Source organism: Streptomyces sp. PsTaAH-124, assembly GCF_000373685.1.
Classification (GTDB): domain Bacteria; phylum Actinomycetota; class Actinomycetes; order Streptomycetales; family Streptomycetaceae; genus Streptomyces; species Streptomyces andamanensis.
In genome coordinates this window covers 51006-70915 of record NZ_KB892165.1, presented here as the reverse complement: position 1 = coordinate 70915, position 19910 = coordinate 51006, and the positions used below count along the sequence as shown (strand labels likewise).

Sequence of the window (19910 nt, the reverse complement as noted above, 5' to 3'; positions counted from 1 at the left end):
GCGGGACGGGTCACCGGAAGGCCAGGACCCGGGCGACGCCCCTGGCCCCGGCCACCCTGCGGGGGTGGCCGGGGCCAGGGGCGGGAGGAGCGTCAGCCGAACGCCTTGACCGTGTTCCAGTTCACCGACAGCACGATCCGCACGGCGGGGTTGGTGTTGGTCCGCGACGGATGGTAGATCCGCGTGGCGCCGTCGGAGGAGAAGCGGGCCCAGATGTCCGGGATGCCGTCCCCGTTGACGTCCGGGATACCGATGGCCGTGGGTACCTTGGCCTCGGTCCAATCGGTGCCGTACGGCTCGTCCTTGCCGGTGAGCGAGTTGGCGGCCAGCTTGAGCGACGTGAGGTCGACGCTGCCGGCGACGGAACCGGGCTTGCCCTGGCGGTCGTACATCGCGCCGTTGTCCAGGTTGCGCCACAGCAGGTCGGGCGTCTTGTCGCCGTTGATGTCGGCGACGTTGACCACCTCGCGGCGGCCCCAGGCGTCGTTGTTCATCAGCGTGGCGGTCTGGAACGTCGCGCCGGTGTAGCCGGACAGCGCCCACAACTGCGCACCGGACCGCAGGACCAGGTCGGGCAGCTTGTCTCCGGTGATGTCGCCGACTGCCTTGATCTGGGTCCACGTCGACGGTGCCGGGGTACCGGACGGCAGGCGGACCTCCAGGCGCTTGGTGACGTCGAAGCTGCCGTAGCCGTCGCCCGGGTAGAGCCAGAACCGGCCGTCCGGGGAGACCGCGAACAGGTCGGTGACCCCGTCACCGGGGTAGGTGTCCTGGTAGTGCGCGAGCAGGGCGGCCTTTCCGGTGGCCGCGTCGTACCAGTACCCCTTCGGGTCGCGCTGCTCGCCCTCCTTCTTGGTGCTGTCGTAGGAGGCGGTCAGGCAGTTGTACAGGTCGCCGTCGTCGCCGCCCACGCAGTTGCGCAGGTTGCCGTTGGCGTCGACGATCATCAGGTCCGGCTTGCCGTCGCCGGTGGCGTCCATGGGACCGTCGGTCTTGTCGCGCGGCGGCACGTAGAAGGTGTAGTTGGTGCGCTTACTGGCGTTGCCGACGTTGTCGTAGGCGTACACCTGGAGGGTGTTGGGGCCGGCGTGCGCGGGAGCCAGCGCGCTGACGGTGGCCGCGCCGTTCTTCGCGGTGACATCGACGGGGTTGTTGCCCTCGATGGACCAGCGGAACTTGGTGGCGCCGGTGGCGCTGAAGGTCACCGAGCCCTTGCCACCGAACTTGATGCCCGACCAGTTGTCCTGGTTGCTCGTGGCCTCGGGGAAGTCCGTGCTGTCGACGGTCGGCTGCGGCGGGGCGCTGGCGTCGATGTTGATCCGGCAGGGATCGTCGCCCGGCGGGAAGAACGTGGAGGTCAGGCCCTCGGAGTCCTTGGAGCGCACATCCCATGAGTAGGTGGTCCTGTCCTCCAGCGGGAACGTGGCCGGGATGGTCACAGACGCCGTTCCGCTCGCGTTCGGGGTGACGTCGGTGGGGACCTCCTGGACCGTGCCGCCGGTCTTCCAGAAGCGGAACTGCAGTTTCTGGAGGTTGTCGTCGGGGTCCTTGCCGGTGGCCGTCAGGACGATGTTCGTCTTGCCGACGGTCACACCCGAGCCGCCGACGGAACAGGCGCCGCCGGGGGAGGACTTGCCGCCGGTGGGCTCGTAGGGCGTCCGGTTGTAGACGACATCCAGGGCGGCGCTGGTCGCCTTGAACTTGCGCCAGGTCTGGTTGTCGCTCTCGGTGCCGGGGGCGGCCCGCATGCCGAGGGTGATGGTGGACGAGCCGCTGGTGGCGGCCTTCTGGGCGGCGTCCTTGACGTTGAAGCTCTCGTAGTCGTCCGGGCAGGAGCTGGAGGACCAGCCGTGCGCGAAGGATCTCTTCTCCTGCACGGTGGACCAGCTGGGCTGCTTGTTCCACGTCGTGCCCGAGGAGATCGCCCCGGTCAGGACGACCTCGAAGTCGCGCTTCGTGCAGGACCAGGAGTGGTTGTTCAGCACCTTGAAGTGGGCCGAGGAGATCTTCGCGCCCTTGATCTTGGTGTTGTAGTTCATCCGCCAGAACGACCGGGCGGTGCCGTTGGTCTCGCTCTCATGGCCGACACGGGCGTCGGACGTGCCGGAGGAGAAGTTCGTGCCGTCCCAGAAGCTGGTGTTCGGGTAGGGCTTGTAGGCCACGGTCCAGGCCTGCCAGCCGGTGTTGAGCGTCGGGTCGACGAAGACCGGGTACTGCGTGCCGGCGGCGGCGAACAGGCCGGTCTTCGCGGCCTGTAGACCCAGGCGCGCGCTGCCGGTGCCGTCGCCGTCGAACCGTACGGGCACGGGAGCGCTGTGCGCCCCGGGCTCGATGCCCGTCAGGCCGGACAGCTTCAGCACATCGGCGGAGGTGGCGACGGAGGTGCGCGGGGTGCTGTCCTTGCCGGCCTCGGCCAGCTCGGGGTCACGGCCGGCGGAGTCCCAGGCGAACGGGGTCGGGAGGGATCCGATTTCCTTGCCGGACTTGTCCTGGACGACCACGTGGCCGACGCTCTTGTCCTGGCGGAAGCGGGCCGTCGCCGAGCGCAGCCCGTAGGTCACCGTCGCGAGGGCATCGGAGCGGGCGGCCTCCTCGTTCTTGACGATCAGCAGCTGCGCGAAGCCACCCTCCTCGCGGGCGACCAGCAGCAGGTCGACACCTGGCAGCACCTCGGGGTACAGGGCGCGCGGTCCGTCGAGGACCGGTTCGGGCAGGGGACCGGGCCAGGTGTAGGCGACGGTGTCCCCGTCGATGTCGACCTCGGCCAGCAGTGTGTCGTGGGCCTTCGGTCTGTCGACGCTGTCGACGAGTGGCCGGCGCGTGAAGGAGCGGTCGGCGTGGGCCCCCTTGGTGCCGCTGGAGAAGCGGATCGGATGGGCGGCGTTGACGGGCTGGACGCCCAGGTTGCGCGGGGCGTCGGGCACCCGGCGCAGCCGGTTGTCGATCGGCGCCCAGGCGCCCGTCGCGGTCTTCGCCCTGGTCGGCGTGGCCGTGATGACGGTACGCAGTTGGCCGTCCGGCCGCGCCCAGGTCTGGGAGGTCGCCGTGGTGGCGGTCTCCACGAGGACCTGCTTGCGGGTGCGCCGGGCCTCGGCCCGCGCGGCGCTCTCGTCACGCGGAGGCGTCGACGCGGGGCGCGCGCCGGTGGTCTTGCGGGCTTGCGGGGGTGGGGCTCCGTCGGTTTGCCACCAGGGCAACAGAGCAGCGGTCAGGGCGGCCAGCACGAGGCCGAGGGTGAGGGCCAGCCTGGTGCGCGTGCGCACGAAGGGGCTGAGAAAACGATGCGGCGCGGACACGGCGGCGGTCTACTCCCGTGGGGACCTGGGCGGATGGGCATGGGCGCGCACACGATCACATGATCTGCACAGTTGGTCCACGTGTGAAGAATTTATGAATCCGTGACGAACGCATGGGTCGGAGTTGGTCACCGCTTGACGATGCGTCATGTGCGGCTTTTGGTCGCCCGAAGTGCGGTCTCTGCGGCGGGTATTCGTGGCCTTGTCGATTTATTGGTCGTAGGTGCCGGTCGGCCGGCATATGCCCCGTGACACGGATCACTTACATCGATGGAACCTCCGGGGATCGATCTTGAATCGTGTGGCGCTCATGACAGAGGGTGCGGAGTCATCTGTCGTTTTTCTTCGTATGCCTTGGTGGGGTCGACGCGTATGCGCGCTCAAAGTCCACCGTCGTGGCTGAGGCGGTTCCGCCCGGCGACGACGGAGTCACAACGACGGCGCCGCCGGCAAAGCCGCGCGGCGACCGTCCTTCTGTTGTCCACGACCTTGCTGGTGACCAGTCTCGGCCCGGAGGCGTGGGCGATACCCGGCCCCGGCATGAGCCGGGAGGAGGTCAAGCTCCCCGATCTGCCCGTTCCCACCGCGCTGGACGCGGACGAGGAAGCGGAGAAGAACCTCACCACCGCGCCCGAGGTCCCTGTCACGCCCTACACTCCGAGTGCGGTCACCCCGTGGTCCCAGGACAGCGGTGTCGCCACCCTGACGGCCGACACCAGGCCGGGCACCACGGTCCCGGTCGACGACCTGCCGATCGCGGTGGGCGTGCCCGAGGGCGCCGACCCGGCCGCCATCGACGGTGACTGGAAGGTCGACCTGGCCGCGCAGACCGCCTCGCAGGACGCGGGCGTCTCCGGCATGATCATGAGGGTCACGCCGCCGGCCGACGCCGATCCGGCCGCGCAGGTCTCGATCGCCGTCGACACCGCCGGCTTCGCCGACCTGTACGGCACGCAGGCCGCCGCGCGCTTCGGCATGGTCCTGCTGCCGAACTGCGTCATGGACAGCCCCGACAGCGGCGACTGCGCCGCCGACGGCGGTACGACCACCATGTCGGGCAGGACCGAGAAGCGGCCCGAGCGGCTGCGCAGCTCGGTGAAGGTCGTCGCCGCCGCCAAGGCACCGACGAAGTACAAGGCCTCGAAGAAGGCCACCCGGCACCAGATCCTCACCGGCTCCGTGCCGGTCGGGGCCCTGCTCGCGCACGACACCGGCACGAGCGCCTCGGGCGCCTCGGTCCGGACCGCGTCGTACCGCGACGGCGATGTGCTGCCGGTGGTGGACGCCTCGGGTCCGCAGGTCATCGGCGCGATGGACACGGGAGCCTCCGCGGGCGGCGACTTCACCGCGTCCCCGTTGCTGTCGTCGGGCGCCTGGGCGGCCGGCTCCTCGTCGGGCGCGTTCACGTACTCCTACGACGTGCAGGTGCCGCAGACCGCCGGCGGCCCGATGCCGAAGATCTCCCTGGGCTACTCGTCCCAGTCGGTGGACGGCCGCACCTCGGCCACGAACAACCAGGCCTCCTGGATCGGTGACGGCTGGGACTACAACCCCGGCTCCATCACCCGGACGTACGCCAACTGCCGTGAGGACTCCAAGAAGACCGGGTCCAACAACAAGACGCACCGCACCGCCGACCTGTGCTGGGGCTCGGACAACGCGACCCTGTCGCTGGGCGGGATGACCACCGAGCTGGTCTGGGACAAGGACACGCACGAGTGGTTCACCGCCAACGGCGACGGCTCGAAGATCGAGCGCCGCACCGACGCGGGCAACGGCAACGGCGCCTACCAGGGCGAGTACTGGGTCGTCACCACCCGTGACGGCACCCGCTACCACTTCGGTCTCAACAAGCTGCCCAACTGGACCTCGGGCCAGCCGGTCACCGACTCGGTGCTCACCGTGCCGGTGTACGGCAACCACGAGGGCGAGGACTGCTACAAGGCCGGCGACTGGGTCCACTCCGCCTGCACACAGGGCTGGCGCTGGAACCTCGACTACGTCGAGGACATCCACGGCAACGCCATGTCCCTGTGGTGGAAGAAGGACCAGAACTACTACGCCCGCAACTTCGACTTCAAGGCGCCGGTCGTCTACGACCGCGACGGCTGGCTCGACCACATCGACTACGGCCAGCGCAAGGACACCCTCTTCACCGCCACCGCGCCGGCCCGGGTGAACTTCACCGTCGAGGAGCGCTGTCTGCCCGAGGGCGGACTGGCCTGCTCCGACGCCAACTTCGAGGACAAGGACCCGGGCAAGTACCGCATCTGGTACGACACCCCGGCCGACCTGAATTGCAGGAAGGTCACCTCGACCTACAAGACGAAGTGCTGGAACGCCGGCCCCTCCTTCTGGAGCCGCAAGCGCCTGACGCAGATCCAGACCTCCGCGCAGCGCCGGACCGACACCACGGCCCGTCAGGTCGTGGACCGCTTCACGCTCACCCAGAACTTCCCCGTCCTCACCTCGGGCCCGAACACGGCGCTGTGGCTTGAGTCGGTGCAGCGGACCGGCTTCGCGCGGGGCGGCAGCACCGACAAGAGCGTCGCGATGAACGCGGTGCGCTTCGAGCCCACCGTCGACGATATGCCGAACCGGGTGATGCGCGGGCAGAACGATCCGCGGCCCGGCTTCTCCCGGCCGCGCATCGGACGCGTCATCAACGAGTACGGCGGCGAGACCGTCGTCACCTACAAGCAGCCCACCGGCGACTGCGCCACCGGAACCGGCCTGCCGGGCAAGGGCTCCGCCGCCCTCAGGACGAACACCCGGCTGTGCTACCCCTCGTTCTGGTCCCCGGACCCCGAGGTCGAGGACATCGACTGGTTCCAGAAGTACGTCGTCGACTCCATCGAGGAACTCCCCAACGTCGACGGGGCGTTCGCGACCAAGACGTCGTACACGTACAGGAACCCGGGCTGGAAGCTCGCCGAGCAGGAGTTCACCAAGAAGTCGACCCGCACGTACTCGCAGTTCGCGGGCGTCGAGCAGACCACGGTGATCACCGGCAGCGAGGACCCCTCGATCGGCTCCAAGCAGTCCAAGTCGGTGACCCGCTTCTTCCGCGGCATGGGCGACAGCGTGTCCATGAAGGACATCACCGGCACCGAGATCGCCAAGGACCGCGAGGCGTTCGCCGGCCGCATCGCGGAGGAACTGGACTACGACAAGGCCACCGACGCCGACACGGACTGGGTCTCCCGCTCCGTCACCGTCCCGGAGGCCACCGAACTGGCCCACCGCGACCGCGACGACGGCCTGGACCCGCTGCGCGCCTGGCGCGTCACCGAGCCGGACGAGCTCGCCTACACCAAGTCCTCCGGCACCAACAGCGACGACACCCGCACCGAGCGGACCGTCAGGACCCACACGACGTACGAGACGACCTACGGCCTGCCCGTCCAGGTCGAGTCCCTCGGCGACACCGGCAAGACCGGCGACGAGTCGTGCACGAAGTCGGAGTACGTCCACAACACCAAGAAGAACCTGATCGGCCTGACCAAGCAGGTCCTGATCTCCCCGACGACCTGCGCCGCGGCCGACTTCGCGAACCTGTCGACGCTGTCCGGCGGCACCCGCACCGCGTACGACGGGCAGGCGTACGGCGCCGCGCTCGCCGAGGCCACCGAGGGCGAGGCGTCCGAGACCTGGTCGGTCAACGGCGAGGGCACGGGCTGGCAGTCCGACGGCACGTCCGAGTTCGACGACATCGGCCGGGTCACCCGCACCACCGACCAGGACCACAAGACCGCCGGTCTCCTCACCTACGAGCCCGCCCGCGGCCAGGTCTTCAAGGTCACCGAGACCAACGCCCTCGGCCAGTCCGAGATCCGTGAGATCGAGCCCGGCCGTGGCACCACGACGAAGACGATCGACGCCAACAACCACGTCAGCCAGGCCGAGTTCGACCCGCTGGGCCGCCTCGAGAACGCCTGGGCGGCGGACCGGCCGCCCGCCGACGGCGCCGTGCCCGACTTCCACGCCGTCTACACGGTCCCGCAGTACAAGGAGGGCGAGGACCGCAAGCCGTCCTACGTCACCACCTACTCGCGCGGCTACAACGACCGTGTCGAGACCTCCGTCACCCTCTACGACGGCCTCGGCCGCGAGCGGCAGACGCAGGAGGAGGCCGACGGCGGCGGCTGGCTGATCACCGACACGCTGTACAACAGCTCCGGTGAGGTCTGGCAGACCAACAACGCCTACCTGACCTACGACGCCAAGCCCGGCGAGCTGTTCACGCCGCTCGCCGACACCGCCGTCCCGAACATCACCCGCTACAGCTACGACGGTTCGGGCCGGGTGCTCCAGGAGACCCCGGTCCTCAAGGTCGCGGACCCGCTGACCGGCGAGACCCAGTCCAAGGAGGTCCCCGAGCGGGCCACCCGCTACGAGTACGGCCTGGACTGGTCGAAGGTCGACAACCCGCAGGGCACCTCCGACTACCGTGTCTTCACCGACGCGCTCGGACGCACCTCGCGGGTCGACACCTTCAACGCCGACGCGCCCGGCGGCTTCACGTCGATGCGCTACCAGTACGACCCCCGCGGGCAGCTGGTGAAGGCGGCCAACTCCGCCGACGCCGCCCACCCGTGGACGTGGACCTACGACCACCGGGGCCGCCTCGACACGGCCACCGACCCGGACGCCGGGGCCACCAGGACCACGTACGACAACCACGACCGCGTCCTCACCACGAAGAACGCGCGCGGCACCGTCGTGTGGAACGGCTACGACCAGCTGTCGCGGCCGACCGAGCAGCGCCTGGACAACGCGTCCGGCACCCTGCTCTCCAGCCTCACCTACGACCTGGCGCCGGGCGGCAAGGGCATGCCCTACACCGCCACCCGCTACACCGACGGCCAGCCCTACACCCAGCAGGTCAACGGCTACACCAAGGACTACCAGCCGACCTCGACCACGCTGAGCCTGCCGAGCACCCTGGCCGCCGCCTGGGGCCTGGACGAGTCCTACACGTACTCCTACAAGTACGCCGACAACGGCGTGCTGGAGGAGTCCACGCTGCCGAAGGTCGGCAAGCTGGACCAGGAGAGACTCGTCGTCCGCTACAACAAGGACGGCAAGCCCCTCTCCGTCTCCGGCAAGGACTGGTACGGCTCCGAGACGGTCTACGACCCCTACGGCCAGGTGCTGCGTTCCACGCTCGGTGCCCAGCCCTACCGGGTCTGGACGCAGAACACCTTCGACGAGTCCAGCGGTGAGCTGAAGGACCAGCAGGTCTTCCGCGAGAAGAGCGACGACAAGACCCTCGTCTCCGGGAACCTCGTCTCCAAGCGGTCGTACACCTACGACCCGTCGGGCAACGTCACCTCCGTCCAGGAGGCGGCCACCGGCGTCGACGAGCGCCAGTGCTTCGCCTACGACCCGCTGGGCGAGCTGAAGACGGCCTGGACCTCCAAGGACCAGAGCTCCTGCACCGGTCCGAAGAACAGCGACGGCACGCTCAACGTCGCCGCGGGCAAGGACGGCTCCGGCTACTGGCAGGAGTACGAGTACGACCTGCTCGGCAACCGCACCAAGCTGACCGAGAAGGACCTCACCGGCGCCACCGCCAAGGACGCCACGACCACCTACGCCTACGGCAAGGCCGACGGCACCCAGCCGCACACGCTGACCAAGGTGTCCAAGACCTACACCACGCCCCAGGGCGCGCAGGTCAAGGCCGAGGCGGAGCGCCTGTACGAGCTGACCGGCGAGACCAAGTCCGTCACGTCCGTCGAGAACGGCGACAAGCAGGAGCTGTCCTGGACGTACGACGGCAAGATCGAGCGGATCAAGGGCGCGGGCAGCGGCGGCAAGACCCCGTACGTGGGCCTCGCCGACAAGTGCCTGGACCTGAACAGCGGCCTCACGGAGGCCGGCCGGAAGATCGAGCTCTACACCTGCAACGCCGCACCGGCCCAGAGCTGGCGCTTCGTGCCCTCTCCGGGCGCGGCCCAGACCGACGGTGACCGGGGCACGCTGACCATCTACGACAAGTGGTGCCTCCAGCCGGCCGGCAGCACGGCGGGGTCGGCGCTCCAGTTGCAGAAGTGCGACGGTTCGGCCGGGCAGGAGCTGAAGCGGAACGCCTCCGGGCAGCTCACGCACATCGCCTCGGGCCTGTGCCTGGCGGTCCAGGACGCGAACTCGGCGGACTCCACCCCGATCGTGCTGGCCACCTGCGACAGCACCAAGGCGGCCCAGGTGTGGCTGCCGCAGAACGACACCCGCTACATCTACGGGCCCAGCGGGGAACGCCTGCTGACCATCCGGGGCAAGCAGGCCACCCTCACCCTCGGTGAGTCCGAGGTCACCGTGCAGCAGGGCGGTGTCCTGGTGCAGACCCAGCGCACCTACGACGCCCCCGGCGGCGCGGTCATGCGGTACGCCGACGGCGTCGCGGGCGAGCGCATGGTCGCGCTCACCAACGACCACCAGGGCAGCGCGTACGCCGAGGTCTACCTCGGCAGCGGGATGCCGGTGCGCTTCCGCAAGCAGGACCCGTTCGGCAACCAGCGCGGCGCGGACACGGCCGGCGTGAACTTCCAGAGCCACAGCGGCTTCCTGGGCGCGCCCCGTGACGATCCCTCCGGCTACCAGCCGCTGGGGGCCCGTCTGTACGACCCGGTCGTGGGACGCTTCCTGTCCGCCGACCCGGTGGTGGACCTCAACGACGTCCAGCAGTCCAACGGCTACGCCTACGCGCACAACAACCCGGTCACGTTCTCCGACCCGACCGGTATGGCGATCTCGCTGACCGCGTCGGAGCGGGCCGCCGCCCTCGCGGGCGCGGGTCTGTCCGCGGCTCAGGTCGCCCAGGCCCAGGCCATGCAGGGCAAGTCCCTGACCTCGGTGATCCTGGCTGTGGCGTGGGAGACGCTGAAGGACTTCATCGGCATCAACGACGCCATCGCCTGCTTCGGCGGCAGCATGTGGTCCTGCATCAGCATCGCGGTCGACGCGATCCCGTGGACCAAGCTGGGCAAGATCCCGTCCGTCATCAAGGCCGTGAAGCGCACCATCAAGGCGGTCGAGTCCTTCAAGGCGGCCAAGAAGGCGGCCGAGCTCGTGCTGAAGGCGGCGAAGGCCGCCGAGGCCGCGGCGCTGAGAGCGAAGAAACTCGCCATCGAGCGAGCCAAGAAGCTGGCGGCGCAACGAGCCAAGAAGAGAGCGGCCGAGGCAGCCAAGAGAACCGCCGACAAGGCACTGGAAGCCGCGAAGAAGACGGGCAACCCCCGGCACAAGGCGGCCCAGGCCAAGGCGGCTCCGAAGGTGTCGTCCCACACCCGCGGTGGCGGCGGCAAGTCCGGGGGAGGCGGCTCCAAACCCGGTGGCCACTCCGGGGGTTCCGCCAAGAGCAAGGGCGGAAGCAGCGGCAGCGGCGGTTCGGGCAAGGCCGGCGAGGGAGGAAGCGGCGAGGGCGCGACGTGCAACAGCTTCGCCCCTGGCACCAGGGTCCTGATGGCCGACGGCTCCACCAAGCCGATCGAGAAGGTCAAGGCCGGCGACAAGGTCGTCGCGACCGACCCGAAGACGGGTGAGACCCGCGTCGAGACGGTCACGGCCGAGATCCGTGGCCAGGGCCTGAAGCACCTGGTCAAGGTCACGATCGACACCGACGGCCCGAAGGGCACGAAGACGGCCCAGGTCACCGCGACCGACGGCCACCCCTTCTGGGTCCCCGCCCTGAACACCTGGGTCAAGGCCACCGAACTCCAGCCGGGCGAATGGCTCCGCACCAGCTCGGGCACGCACGTCCAGATCACGGCCGTCACCCGCTGGACGGTCGCGCAGACCACCGTCCACAACATGACGGTGTCGGATCTGCACACGTACTATGTGCTGGCGGGTGGGGTATCGGTCCTCGTCCACAACTGCGGAACCGGTGACTCCGAGAGTCTGGCGGACAGCGGTGGAGGCACGTCCGGCGGTGCGACTCGCACGGACATGGCCTTCCGCGGTGACGGCGAGACCGTCTTCCACGGTCACGGATCCTGGCGGCCTGAGCACGGAACAGTGGTCGTCCCCGAAGGCACCTCGGTCGCTTTCTACGGCGAGCACGGGTTTACGATCTCCCGGCAGGAGGGGATGAGGATCTCTGGCCCTGGCGGCCCGAGGATGACTCCGGTGTCGATCGCCGGCCCGGGTGACGAGATTCCCAACTACACTCTGTCGCCACTGGGTCCGGGCTTCACATTCCGGAACGGCTCCACCGTTGTCGAGGAGAGGACACTGCTCAGTGACTTGCTTCAGCCGAACATGGGGACGTGTCATTGGGCGGCCTGCCGAGGGAGTAGAAACCCCCGATAGTGTGAAGCGGGGCTGATCCGACCGGCAATCTCACGGGGAGGCATGATGCCTCCCCGTGAGATTTTTATCTTTGGAAGTGGCATGGAGTATCTCGATCTCTCTCTTTATGAGTACCGAAGGTTCCCCATCCCGATGCGCTCGGTCGGCTGGCTGGGCCGTCGGTTCGGCGTGCAGGGCGGCGGTGGTCAGGACCTGGGTGCCGCCGACAGGCAGAGGATCAGGGGTGCCTCGCAGCGTCTGGGAAGCGTCACGCTGGGCACGCACGAATGTGAATTTTGCCCACCGGATTCCGCATTCGAAGGAAACGGGGAATATCGATATTATGGTCGGAGTGGGGATGTTTATGTCGCCCCGATGATGATCCTGCACTATATGGAAGAACATGGGTATCGCCCGCCCGAAGAGTTTTTGGACGGTTTGAAAGATATCGGTCGGCTGGAATGGGACTGGCGCGCGGAACGGATGCTGGCGCTCGTCTTGGACGAATCGGAAGATTTCGACTTTCGGTGCGAAGCAATTATTGATCTCGTGAACTGGAGGGATGGCCGGGTTCTGGATGCGCTGATGCATTCGATCCAGGACGAAGAGCTGGTCGATTCTGCCGGAGATGAGATCGGTCGGTCCCTGGGGGTTCTCGTGGCACGCGGAGACGTTGGTGATCTCCGCGTCGAGTCGCTTCCTGAAATGGTCAGAATTGGTCTTGGTCAAATCGTTCCGCAGTGAGCATCTGTACTGAGCGGTGTACGGCGTGGTGCAGCTGGCACGCGGCACGCCTGCGGCCATGACATCGTCTTCCGGGAACCGCAGATCAAGGCCCTGGTATGCCCTGCGGGGCGACCGTGTACTCCCGCTGAACGCCGAGGCGGCGCGCGACGGCGCGGCGGCCGTTCCACGACAGTCGGGGCGAGCGCGGACGGTGGGCCCGGAAGGGCGCGCCACCACCGGGGCGCCGGCCGGGCTGGGCGGCCCGCCTGGGCCGTTCGCGCGCCTTCGCTGATTTGTTTCCGTATACGTGGTGTCCCGGGCACGGATACCCGCAGCGCGGACAGCCGCATAGCGTCACCGTCACGCGAAGGCACCACAGAAGGACGAGGAGGCGGTGTCATGGCCAAGCACTACTTCCAGGTCGATGTCCCCACGTGGAGTGCGGCGCAGCCGGAGCGGCAGGGCCGGCACATCTTCACCGGGAGCGCGGACGACGGCGGTCAGGCCGTGCGGTTGGCGCGGATGGTGTGCGAGGCCACTCTCGCGGCGCGGGCGGCCGGGGAGCCCCTTCCGCGCAGGAGTCCGGACGGGTGGGGCGCGCGCGGGGTACGGCTCGGCTGGGAGCTGGACTGGGCGGCGGCCACCGTCGTGCCCTGGCGGCACAACAGTCTTGTCTGACAGGGCAGACGATCCCTACTGCGGCTCGCCGGACGTGCGCAGGAGGTCGCGCCGGGAGAGGGCACCCGTCTTGCGGATGGCTCGGGCGACGTGCTGTTCCACCGTCCGGGGGGACAGGTGCAGGACCACCGCGATCTCGCGGTTCATCAGGCCGCTGGCCGCGAGTTCGGCCACCTCGCGCTCGCGCGGGGAGAGCCGGTCGTCGAGGGCGGGACGGCCCGGCCGCCGGGCCTCCGCGGGCTGGTGGGCCCGGAGCAGGGCGCGGGCTCTGGCGGTGTCGTACACCGCGCCGAGCGCGGTGTACTCGTCGACGCAGTGACGCAGGGCCGCGACGGCGTGGGCGCGGCTCCGCCCGTCACCGGCGGCACCGGCCGCGCCATTTGCGCCGTGCGCGCCGTCAGGCTCGCCCGCGCGGTCCTGGGCCGGTCCGCCGTCCGCGTCGGCGTGCTCCGCCTCCTGGGCGAGGGCGCAGCGCGCCGCGCCCTCGGTGGTCAGGGCCCAGGCGTACGGGCGGGGCAGGGTCCGGTAGGCGGCAGCGGCCTTCCGGTACGACCTGACCGCCTCCCGGCGGCGGCCCTCGCACTCCGCCAGCGCGGCCCGGCTCCACGCGGCGGCGGCGTGCGCGGCCGAGGCGTCGTCCCCGGCCAGCCCCTGTTCGAACTCGACGACCAGGTGGCGGGCGCCCGCCGTGTCGCCCGAGCGGGCCAGCGCCTCCACCGCCCAGGGGGCCAGCTCCGCCGCCCAGGTCCAGATGCCCTTGTCGGCCACGGCCGCCCAGGCCGACCGCGCCTGGTCGGCGGCGGCGGGAAGATCGTCACGGGCCAGCGCGAGCCGGACCAGCGCGCCCGCCGTGGCCGCGGCCAGCGGCATGCGGGTGCACTGGGGCGAGGGCGCCCCCAGGGCGGTCAGCCAGCGCAGTGCCTCCGCCCAGTCGCCCTGGGCGAAGGCAAGCATGCCCCGCACCATGTGCCCGTCCGCCGCCACCACGGGCATGTCGGCTGCCCTCGCGATGAACTGCTCGCACCGCGCGCCCAGTTCGTTCCACTGCCCGGTCCACCAGTCCAGCAGCAGCCGCGTGCCCTGTGCCGTCTGCTCGGCGTACAGGGCGCCGGTGCGGGCCGAGAGGTCGAGACTGGCGGCCAGCAGTTCCCGCCCCCAGTGGTAGGAACCCCGCCAGACCGCCGCGTCGGCGGCATTGCACAGCCCGCGTACGGCCTGTTCCCTGCATCCGGCCGAGGTGCTGTCGACGGGCAGTGCCGCCACGAGCTGCCGGGCCCGCGGGTCGCCGCAGACGACGGCCAGCGACGCGCGGCTGGCGGCGACGGCGGCCCGCGCGACGTCGTTCCCGCTGTCGCGGGCGAGACCGGCGGCCCTGCGCAGCCACTCGCGGTGCCCCGGCAGCGCCCCCGTCGGCCACTCCGGCATGGCCAGCGCCACCATCGCCCGTGCGGCGAGCGTGGGCCGCACCTCGCTCAACTCCTCCGCCGCCGCCTCCAGTTCCCGTACTCCGGCGGCGAGGTCGCCGATCTGGTTATACAGCATCAGGCCCAGGTCGAGGCGGAGTTCGCCCCGTACGTCCACGGGCAGGCCGGGGTCGCGGACGACCTGCGTGAGCACGTCCACGGTCTGGTCCGACCGGAGTCCGACGACCGCGCTGCGGGCCAGCAGCGGCGCCAGCCGGGCACGGTCCACCGGTGAGACCTCCGGTACCGCGAGCGTCCGTTCCAGAAGGCCGATCGCCTCCTGGTGGCGGCCCGACTCGACCGCGGTCCGGGCGGCCTTCTCCACCGCCCTGAGCCAGCTCCCGCGCCGTCCGGCGGCCCTGCGGTGCCGGGCCACCTCGGCCCAGGGCGCGGGCCGTCGGCGGGAGAGCACCCGGGCGGCGCGCTCGTGCAGTTCCTGGCGGACCGGTCCGGGTACGTGCTCGCGCACGGCCGGGGCGGCGAGGGGTACGGCGAATCCGTAGCGCCCCTCCGCCACCTCCGACAGCACCGCGCCGGACAGGGCCGCGAGCAGCGCGTCACGGCCGCGGGTGCCGTCCAGCCCTGCCACGGCGAGCAGTTCGCCGCGATCGGCCGGTTCGTCCAGCACCCCGGCGGCCCATACGACGGGCCGGTCCGCGGCGGCCAGGGCGCCGGTACGGCTCATCGCCAGCTCGGCCAGCCGGACGGGAACACCGGCCGCGTCGACATCGGCGGCCGTGCACCGGGGGCCCGTGCCCGCGCGGAGCACGGCGAGCAGATCGGTCACGACCTGTGGCACCCCGCCGGACAGCAGGTGCAGCCGGGCCACGGCCTCCCAGGTCGCACGTTCGCCCAGCGTCTCCGAGGCCGCCAGCCGCACCCGCTCCACGTCCCAGGCGCGCAGCCGGTGGCGGAAGGCCGCAAGGCCGGGCGGGTAGGAGACGGCCGGGGTGCCCAGCGGCAGGCCGGTGCCGCCCAACTCCTCCGGCCGGTAGGTCAGTACGGTCGCCAGGCCCTCGCGCGGCCGCTCCACGGCGCGGCGCAGCCACTGCCGCTCGTCCGCTGTCGCCCGGTGCACGTCGTCCACCAGGAGCAGGGCGGGTCCGTCCGCGGTGTCCGGAGGTTCCTCCGCCGCGCCGCACCGCCACCGGGCCCGACGGACCTCAGCGGCCTCCGGGAGAGCGTCCAGTTCGTGCAGGACGTGGCTCTTGCCCATGCCCGCGGTGCCTTCCACGAGGACGAGGACCGAGCCGCCGCCCGCGAGCGCCAGACGCAACGGGGCGGACCACGGGGATCGTTGGGCAGCGGTCATGTCATCGCCCATCGCTTTCGATCGGCCGGCCGACGGGGCACGGAAGCCTGCCTCGCGACAAGGGGAGTTCCGGCAGCTCCTGCCGGAATCCGCCCCCAGCGTACGGACCTTGGTGACCATGCGTACAGACGGGTCCGGGGCGCTACGGATACGCAAGAAACACCTCGTGGCGGCGGTCCGACCTCAGGCGGCGGCGGGCGGTGCGCGGCGTGTCCGTACGGCAGACGGCACCAAATCCGGCAGAAGAGGCGGAAGTTCACATGGGACGGTCGTCCGCGCATCCGCCCGGCGGCGAGGGAGACCGGTGGTGACACGCCATCCATGTGGCTGTCATGTGCCCTTCATTTCCTGCGTATCCGTAAATCCCGCGCACGGATGGAAGGCAAATCGCTCCGCGTCCTAGGGTTCCGGCCGAGCACGAACCCCGCCTCCGGCACACGGCGCCCGTCCGGGTCCGCGGCGGGGCCGCAACTCCCCACACCCCTGCGGAGCTTCGGAGCCACCATGCGGGCGAACCCCGCGCCGTCAGCGGCGCGCGGGGGCCGCCCGGCCCGCTGCCGTACCCGGAAGACGTACGCCGGGGACGTACCCCGAAGACGTATGTCCCCGGGAGACCGTCGCGGCGGCGGTGGACCCCAGGTCCGGGGGCCCGTCCGGGCCCCACCCCCCACCACACCCGAAAGGACGTGTGTGCCCATGAGGGCCAGCGATCCCCAGCCCCCCACCCCCGGGACAGCGGTGAGAAGCCGCCGCCGGGCCGCCCTGGCCGCGGCCGTCGCCGCGACCTCCCTGCTCATCGGTGCGAGCGGCATGGCCCAGGCCGCCACCCCGGCCGCGCGGTCCGAGGCGGCCCCCGCCGTCGCGCAGTACACCAACCTGAACTTCAACGAGCTGGTGCAGGAGCAGGACCAGTGGTGCTGGGCCGCCACCGGCCTGAGCATCGCCCAGTACAAGGGTTACGGGCGCAACGTCAGCCAGAACAGCTTCTGCCTCGCCTCCCGCGGCTACTCCAGCGGCTACTGCCCCAACCAGGCCGCCGAACTCTCCACCGTCCAGCGCGGCTGGCGCGCCCTCGGCCTGAGCGCGGGCACCGAGGTGAACGGCCGCGTCAGCTTCGCCACCGTGCAGAGCGAGATAAACGCCGACCGGCCCATCGAGACCGGCGTGTACTGGACCGCCGGCGGCGGCCACGCGCGCGTGATCTACGGCTACGACGCGTCGGCCGGCACCATCCTCTTCAGCGACCCCTGGCCCAGCAACCAGCGCTACCAGGAGATGTACTACAACTCCTACATCAGCAACTCCCAGTTCTACTGGGGCGGTTCCGTCTACCGGGTCGGGGCGTGATCAGCATGAGGAAGAACACCCGCCGTGCGCTGACGGCCACCACCTCGCTCGCCGCAGGCGCGGGCGTGAGCCTCGGACTGTTCCTCGGCACCGGCTCCGCGCACGCCGCCGACCTGTCCGTACCGGCCCCGAAGGCCCCCGCCGCCACCGAACTCGCCCAGGCCGCGCACGCGGCGGACACCGCGCAGGCACGGGAGATGGCCGGCCGCTTCTTCGTCCACCTCGACCAGCGCGCCCGCCACCTGCCCGTGGACCAGGCCGCCCGCGCCGACATCACCGCGCAGGCCGCGGCCAAGTCGCCCGAGGCGGCGGGCGACGCGGTCCCGGTCTACTCGCTGAGCGCCGACTTCGTCACCGGCAAGACGGGCAGCGCACCGGCCCAAGTCGCCTACCTGGCCGTGAAGTCCGTCTCCGCCGACGGCCGTCAGGCCACCGCCCGCGTCGAGCCGCAGCAGCACGGCTACGCCGTCGTCGGCATGGCCCAGGGAACCGACGAGATCGGCTACGCGGCCAAGGCGAAGGACGGCTACGCCTTCACCGAACCGCAGCTCAACGCCTGGTACCGGGTCAGCGGCCAACAGGTCCTGCCGCTCAACGAGTCCGCCCGCCAGTCGGTCGGCGAACACGGCACCACCCTCACCGCCTACCAGCACCTCGTGCACCAGCGGTACGCCGACAAGCTCCCCGGCTCCGCCTACCAGAAGTCCCACAAGTACGGCGGCGTCACCCCCGCCACCGGAACCGTCTCCCTCGCCGACACCACCCCGCGCGCTCTGCTGGCGGGCGGTGGCGGTGCGGTCGCGGCGGGCGCCGGGGCCCTGCTGATCACCCTGGTCACGCGCCGCCGGGACACGACGGCCTGACCCCCGGCTGCTGCCGGTGCTGCGTGCCACTTCCCGGGCACGGGGCACCGGCAGCGGCTCGACGGGCACGCCACCGGCCGGGAATCCCGCGTACGGTGGCCGCGTGGCGAACGGAGACCTGAGCCGACTCCTGCCACGCTTGCGCGGCCTGGCCGCCCTGACGCAGGAGGAACTGGCCGAGCGCTCCGGCGTGTCCGTCGAGGTGATCCGCCAGTTGGAACAGGGGCGGAAGCACTCGGCTCGCCTGCCCACGGTGCACGCGCTGGCGAACGGGCTCGGCGTGGAGCCGACCACGCTTCTGGGCGATCCTCCTGCCGTCTCCTCGTCCGGGGAGAACGACGGACCGCGCTTCGTGGCGGTGCGTCGCGCCGTCATGCCGGTGCTCGGGGGCCCGGCACCCGAGCCGCCGGGGCCCGGGTTCTCGCCCGAGCGCCTGCGGGAGCGGATCGCGGAGGGCTGGACGCAGTACCACTCCGCCGAGTTCGACACGGTGATGAAGGCTCTGCCGGACCTGATCTCGGACGCGCGCTCCGCCGCGGCCTCGGGCGACGCGGGGGAGCGCGGAGCCGGTTTCGCGGCGCTGGGCAAGGCGCTTCAGCTCGCCGGACATGTCGCCGTACGGATGGGGAAGACGGATCTCGCCCTCATCGGTCTGGAACGCGCGAGGGACGCCGCCCGGCAGTCCTCCGATCCACTGCTTCCGGCGATGATCGCCAACTCCATGGCGTGGACGTATCAGCGGCAGGGGCGCCTCGAGGACGCGCTGAGCATCGCGTTGCGCGCGGCCGCTGATCTGGCGGGCGCGGGCCGTACCGACTCGGCGGACGGCCTGAAGGTGTGGGGCGGGCTGACCATGAGCGCCGCCACGTCGGCCGCGCGGAGCGGCGACTACGAGCGTGCGGCGACGATGATGGAGACGGCGGAGAAGGAGGCCGTGCGGGTTGCCAGGCTCCCCGACTGCGGGGACAGCCGCATGGTCAGCGTCTTCAGCCCGTCGTCGGTCCGTATCGAACGTGTCCGCCTCGCCGTGCAGTACGGGCATCCGCGGGACGCCCTGGCCCTGGCCAAGGGGATGCGGCTCAGCAAGGACACGCCGCCGTCCTGGCGGACCTGGCTCCTGCTGGACGTGGCACGAGCGCACACGGACATCGGGGACGCGGCCGGAGCGGTCAAGACCCTGGAGTCCCTGCGCCGGGTGACACCGACGTGGATGCGGCACCACACCCTGGCCGTGGCCATCGTGCGGGACCTCTGGGCTCTGCCCAACCACCCCTCGGGGCTACGGCCGTTGGCGGAGTTCCTGGGGGTCAGCGCTTAGCATGGCGAAAGTGGGACGTTCCGCCCCTGTCGGCGTCCCCCGTGCGCCGCTTCCATGAACGGACAGCGCCCCGGCGGCCGCTCGCCCGGCCCCGGGGCTCGCCTGACCCGAGGAAGCAGAACGACATGCCCCGACTTGCGACGAGTCGGCCGAGGACGGAGCGCTGGTCGTGACGGAACTGGTCGCCGACGCGGTCCGGCACACCCAGCGGAAGTCCGTCCGCGTCATGGTGGAGCGCACAGCTGTGCGAACGGTCCGGGTGGCCGTCGTGGACTTCTCCCGCGTTCTTCCCGCACCGTGCTCACCAAGCGACGACGCGGAAGGCGGCCGCGGCCTGCTGCTGGTGTCGGCGCTGGCTGCGGATCGGGGCACGGACGAGCGTCCCTGGGGAAAGATCGTGTGGGCCGACCTGGAGGGACAACAATGATCGGCGAAGAGAGCCCCGTCCCCGTACGCAGTACGGCCCGAGCCCACCTGTCACAGCTGATCGAGATGTTCGGCACCGACGGGTGCCTGCGGATCCACACCGCGTCCGCGCCCGATGGCGGCGGGTCCGACCAGATCGCCGTCTCCGACAGCAGCCGGGCGGCAGACCACGGACCACTCTGAGAG

9 protein-coding genes and 1 pseudogene are annotated in these 19910 nt (G+C 70.6%); 8 read left to right on the top strand and 2 right to left on the bottom strand.

Annotation, left to right across the window (positions count from 1 at the left end; translation table 11 throughout):
* Nucleotides 1-92: 92 nt before the first annotated feature.
* Nucleotides 93-3296 (bottom strand): DNRLRE domain-containing protein, encoded by a 3204-nt coding sequence (locus tag B086_RS0112070; RefSeq protein WP_018566668.1) that lies wholly within the window; start codon nt 3294-3296, stop codon nt 93-95.
* A gap of 540 nt (nt 3297-3836) precedes the next feature.
* Between B086_RS0112070 and B086_RS0112065 the strand changes: the two genes are divergently transcribed.
* The 3 genes from B086_RS0112065 (at nt 3837) to B086_RS0112055 (ending at nt 12995) form a co-directional block, all read left to right on the top strand.
* Nucleotides 3837-11612 (top strand): ricin-type beta-trefoil lectin domain protein, encoded by a 7776-nt coding sequence (locus B086_RS0112065; RefSeq protein ID WP_018566667.1) that lies wholly within the window; start codon nt 3837-3839, stop codon nt 11610-11612.
* Nucleotides 11613-11693: 81 nt separating this feature from the next.
* Nucleotides 11694-12335: a hypothetical protein gene (locus tag B086_RS44570; RefSeq protein ID WP_158690384.1), complete on the top strand. Its 642-nt coding sequence runs from the start codon at nt 11694-11696 to the stop codon at nt 12333-12335.
* Nucleotides 12336-12716: 381 nt separating this feature from the next.
* A complete protein-coding gene (locus B086_RS0112055) occupies nt 12717-12995 on the top strand; it encodes a hypothetical protein (protein ID WP_018566665.1) in 279 nt (92 codons plus the stop codon).
* Between the two features lie 15 nt (nt 12996-13010).
* Here the strand turns inward: B086_RS0112055 and B086_RS39845 are convergent, their stop codons facing one another.
* A complete protein-coding gene (locus B086_RS39845) occupies nt 13011-15770 on the bottom strand; it encodes a helix-turn-helix transcriptional regulator (protein ID WP_234029300.1) in 2760 nt (919 codons plus the stop codon).
* A gap of 696 nt (nt 15771-16466) precedes the next feature.
* On the opposite strand from B086_RS39845, the gene B086_RS0112045 reads away from it, so the two are divergent.
* The 5 genes and pseudogenes from B086_RS0112045 to B086_RS0112025 all read left to right on the top strand — a co-directional run bounded on the left by B086_RS0112045 (nt 16467) and on the right by B086_RS0112025 (nt 19907).
* Entirely contained in the window at nt 16467-17117 is a 651-nt protein-coding gene (locus tag B086_RS0112045; RefSeq protein WP_063746780.1) for a papain-like cysteine protease family protein, read from the top strand.
* Between the two features lie 5 nt (nt 17118-17122).
* Nucleotides 17123-17980 (top strand): hypothetical protein, encoded by an 858-nt coding sequence (locus B086_RS39840; protein WP_063746785.1) that lies wholly within the window; start codon nt 17123-17125, stop codon nt 17978-17980.
* A gap of 103 nt (nt 17981-18083) precedes the next feature.
* The gene (locus tag B086_RS0112035; protein WP_026252332.1) at nt 18084-19298 is read left to right on the top strand and encodes a helix-turn-helix domain-containing protein; all 1215 of its coding nucleotides are present in this window, start codon (nt 18084-18086) and stop codon (nt 19296-19298) included.
* A gap of 133 nt (nt 19299-19431) precedes the next feature.
* A pseudogene (locus B086_RS0112030) lies at nt 19432-19725 on the top strand (ATP-binding protein); the annotation flags it as partial.
* Nucleotides 19722-19907 (top strand): hypothetical protein, encoded by a 186-nt coding sequence (locus B086_RS0112025; protein ID WP_018566659.1) that lies wholly within the window; start codon nt 19722-19724, stop codon nt 19905-19907. The pseudogene B086_RS0112030 and the gene B086_RS0112025, both read left to right, overlap by 4 nt.
* Nucleotides 19908-19910: the final 3 nt, after the last annotated feature.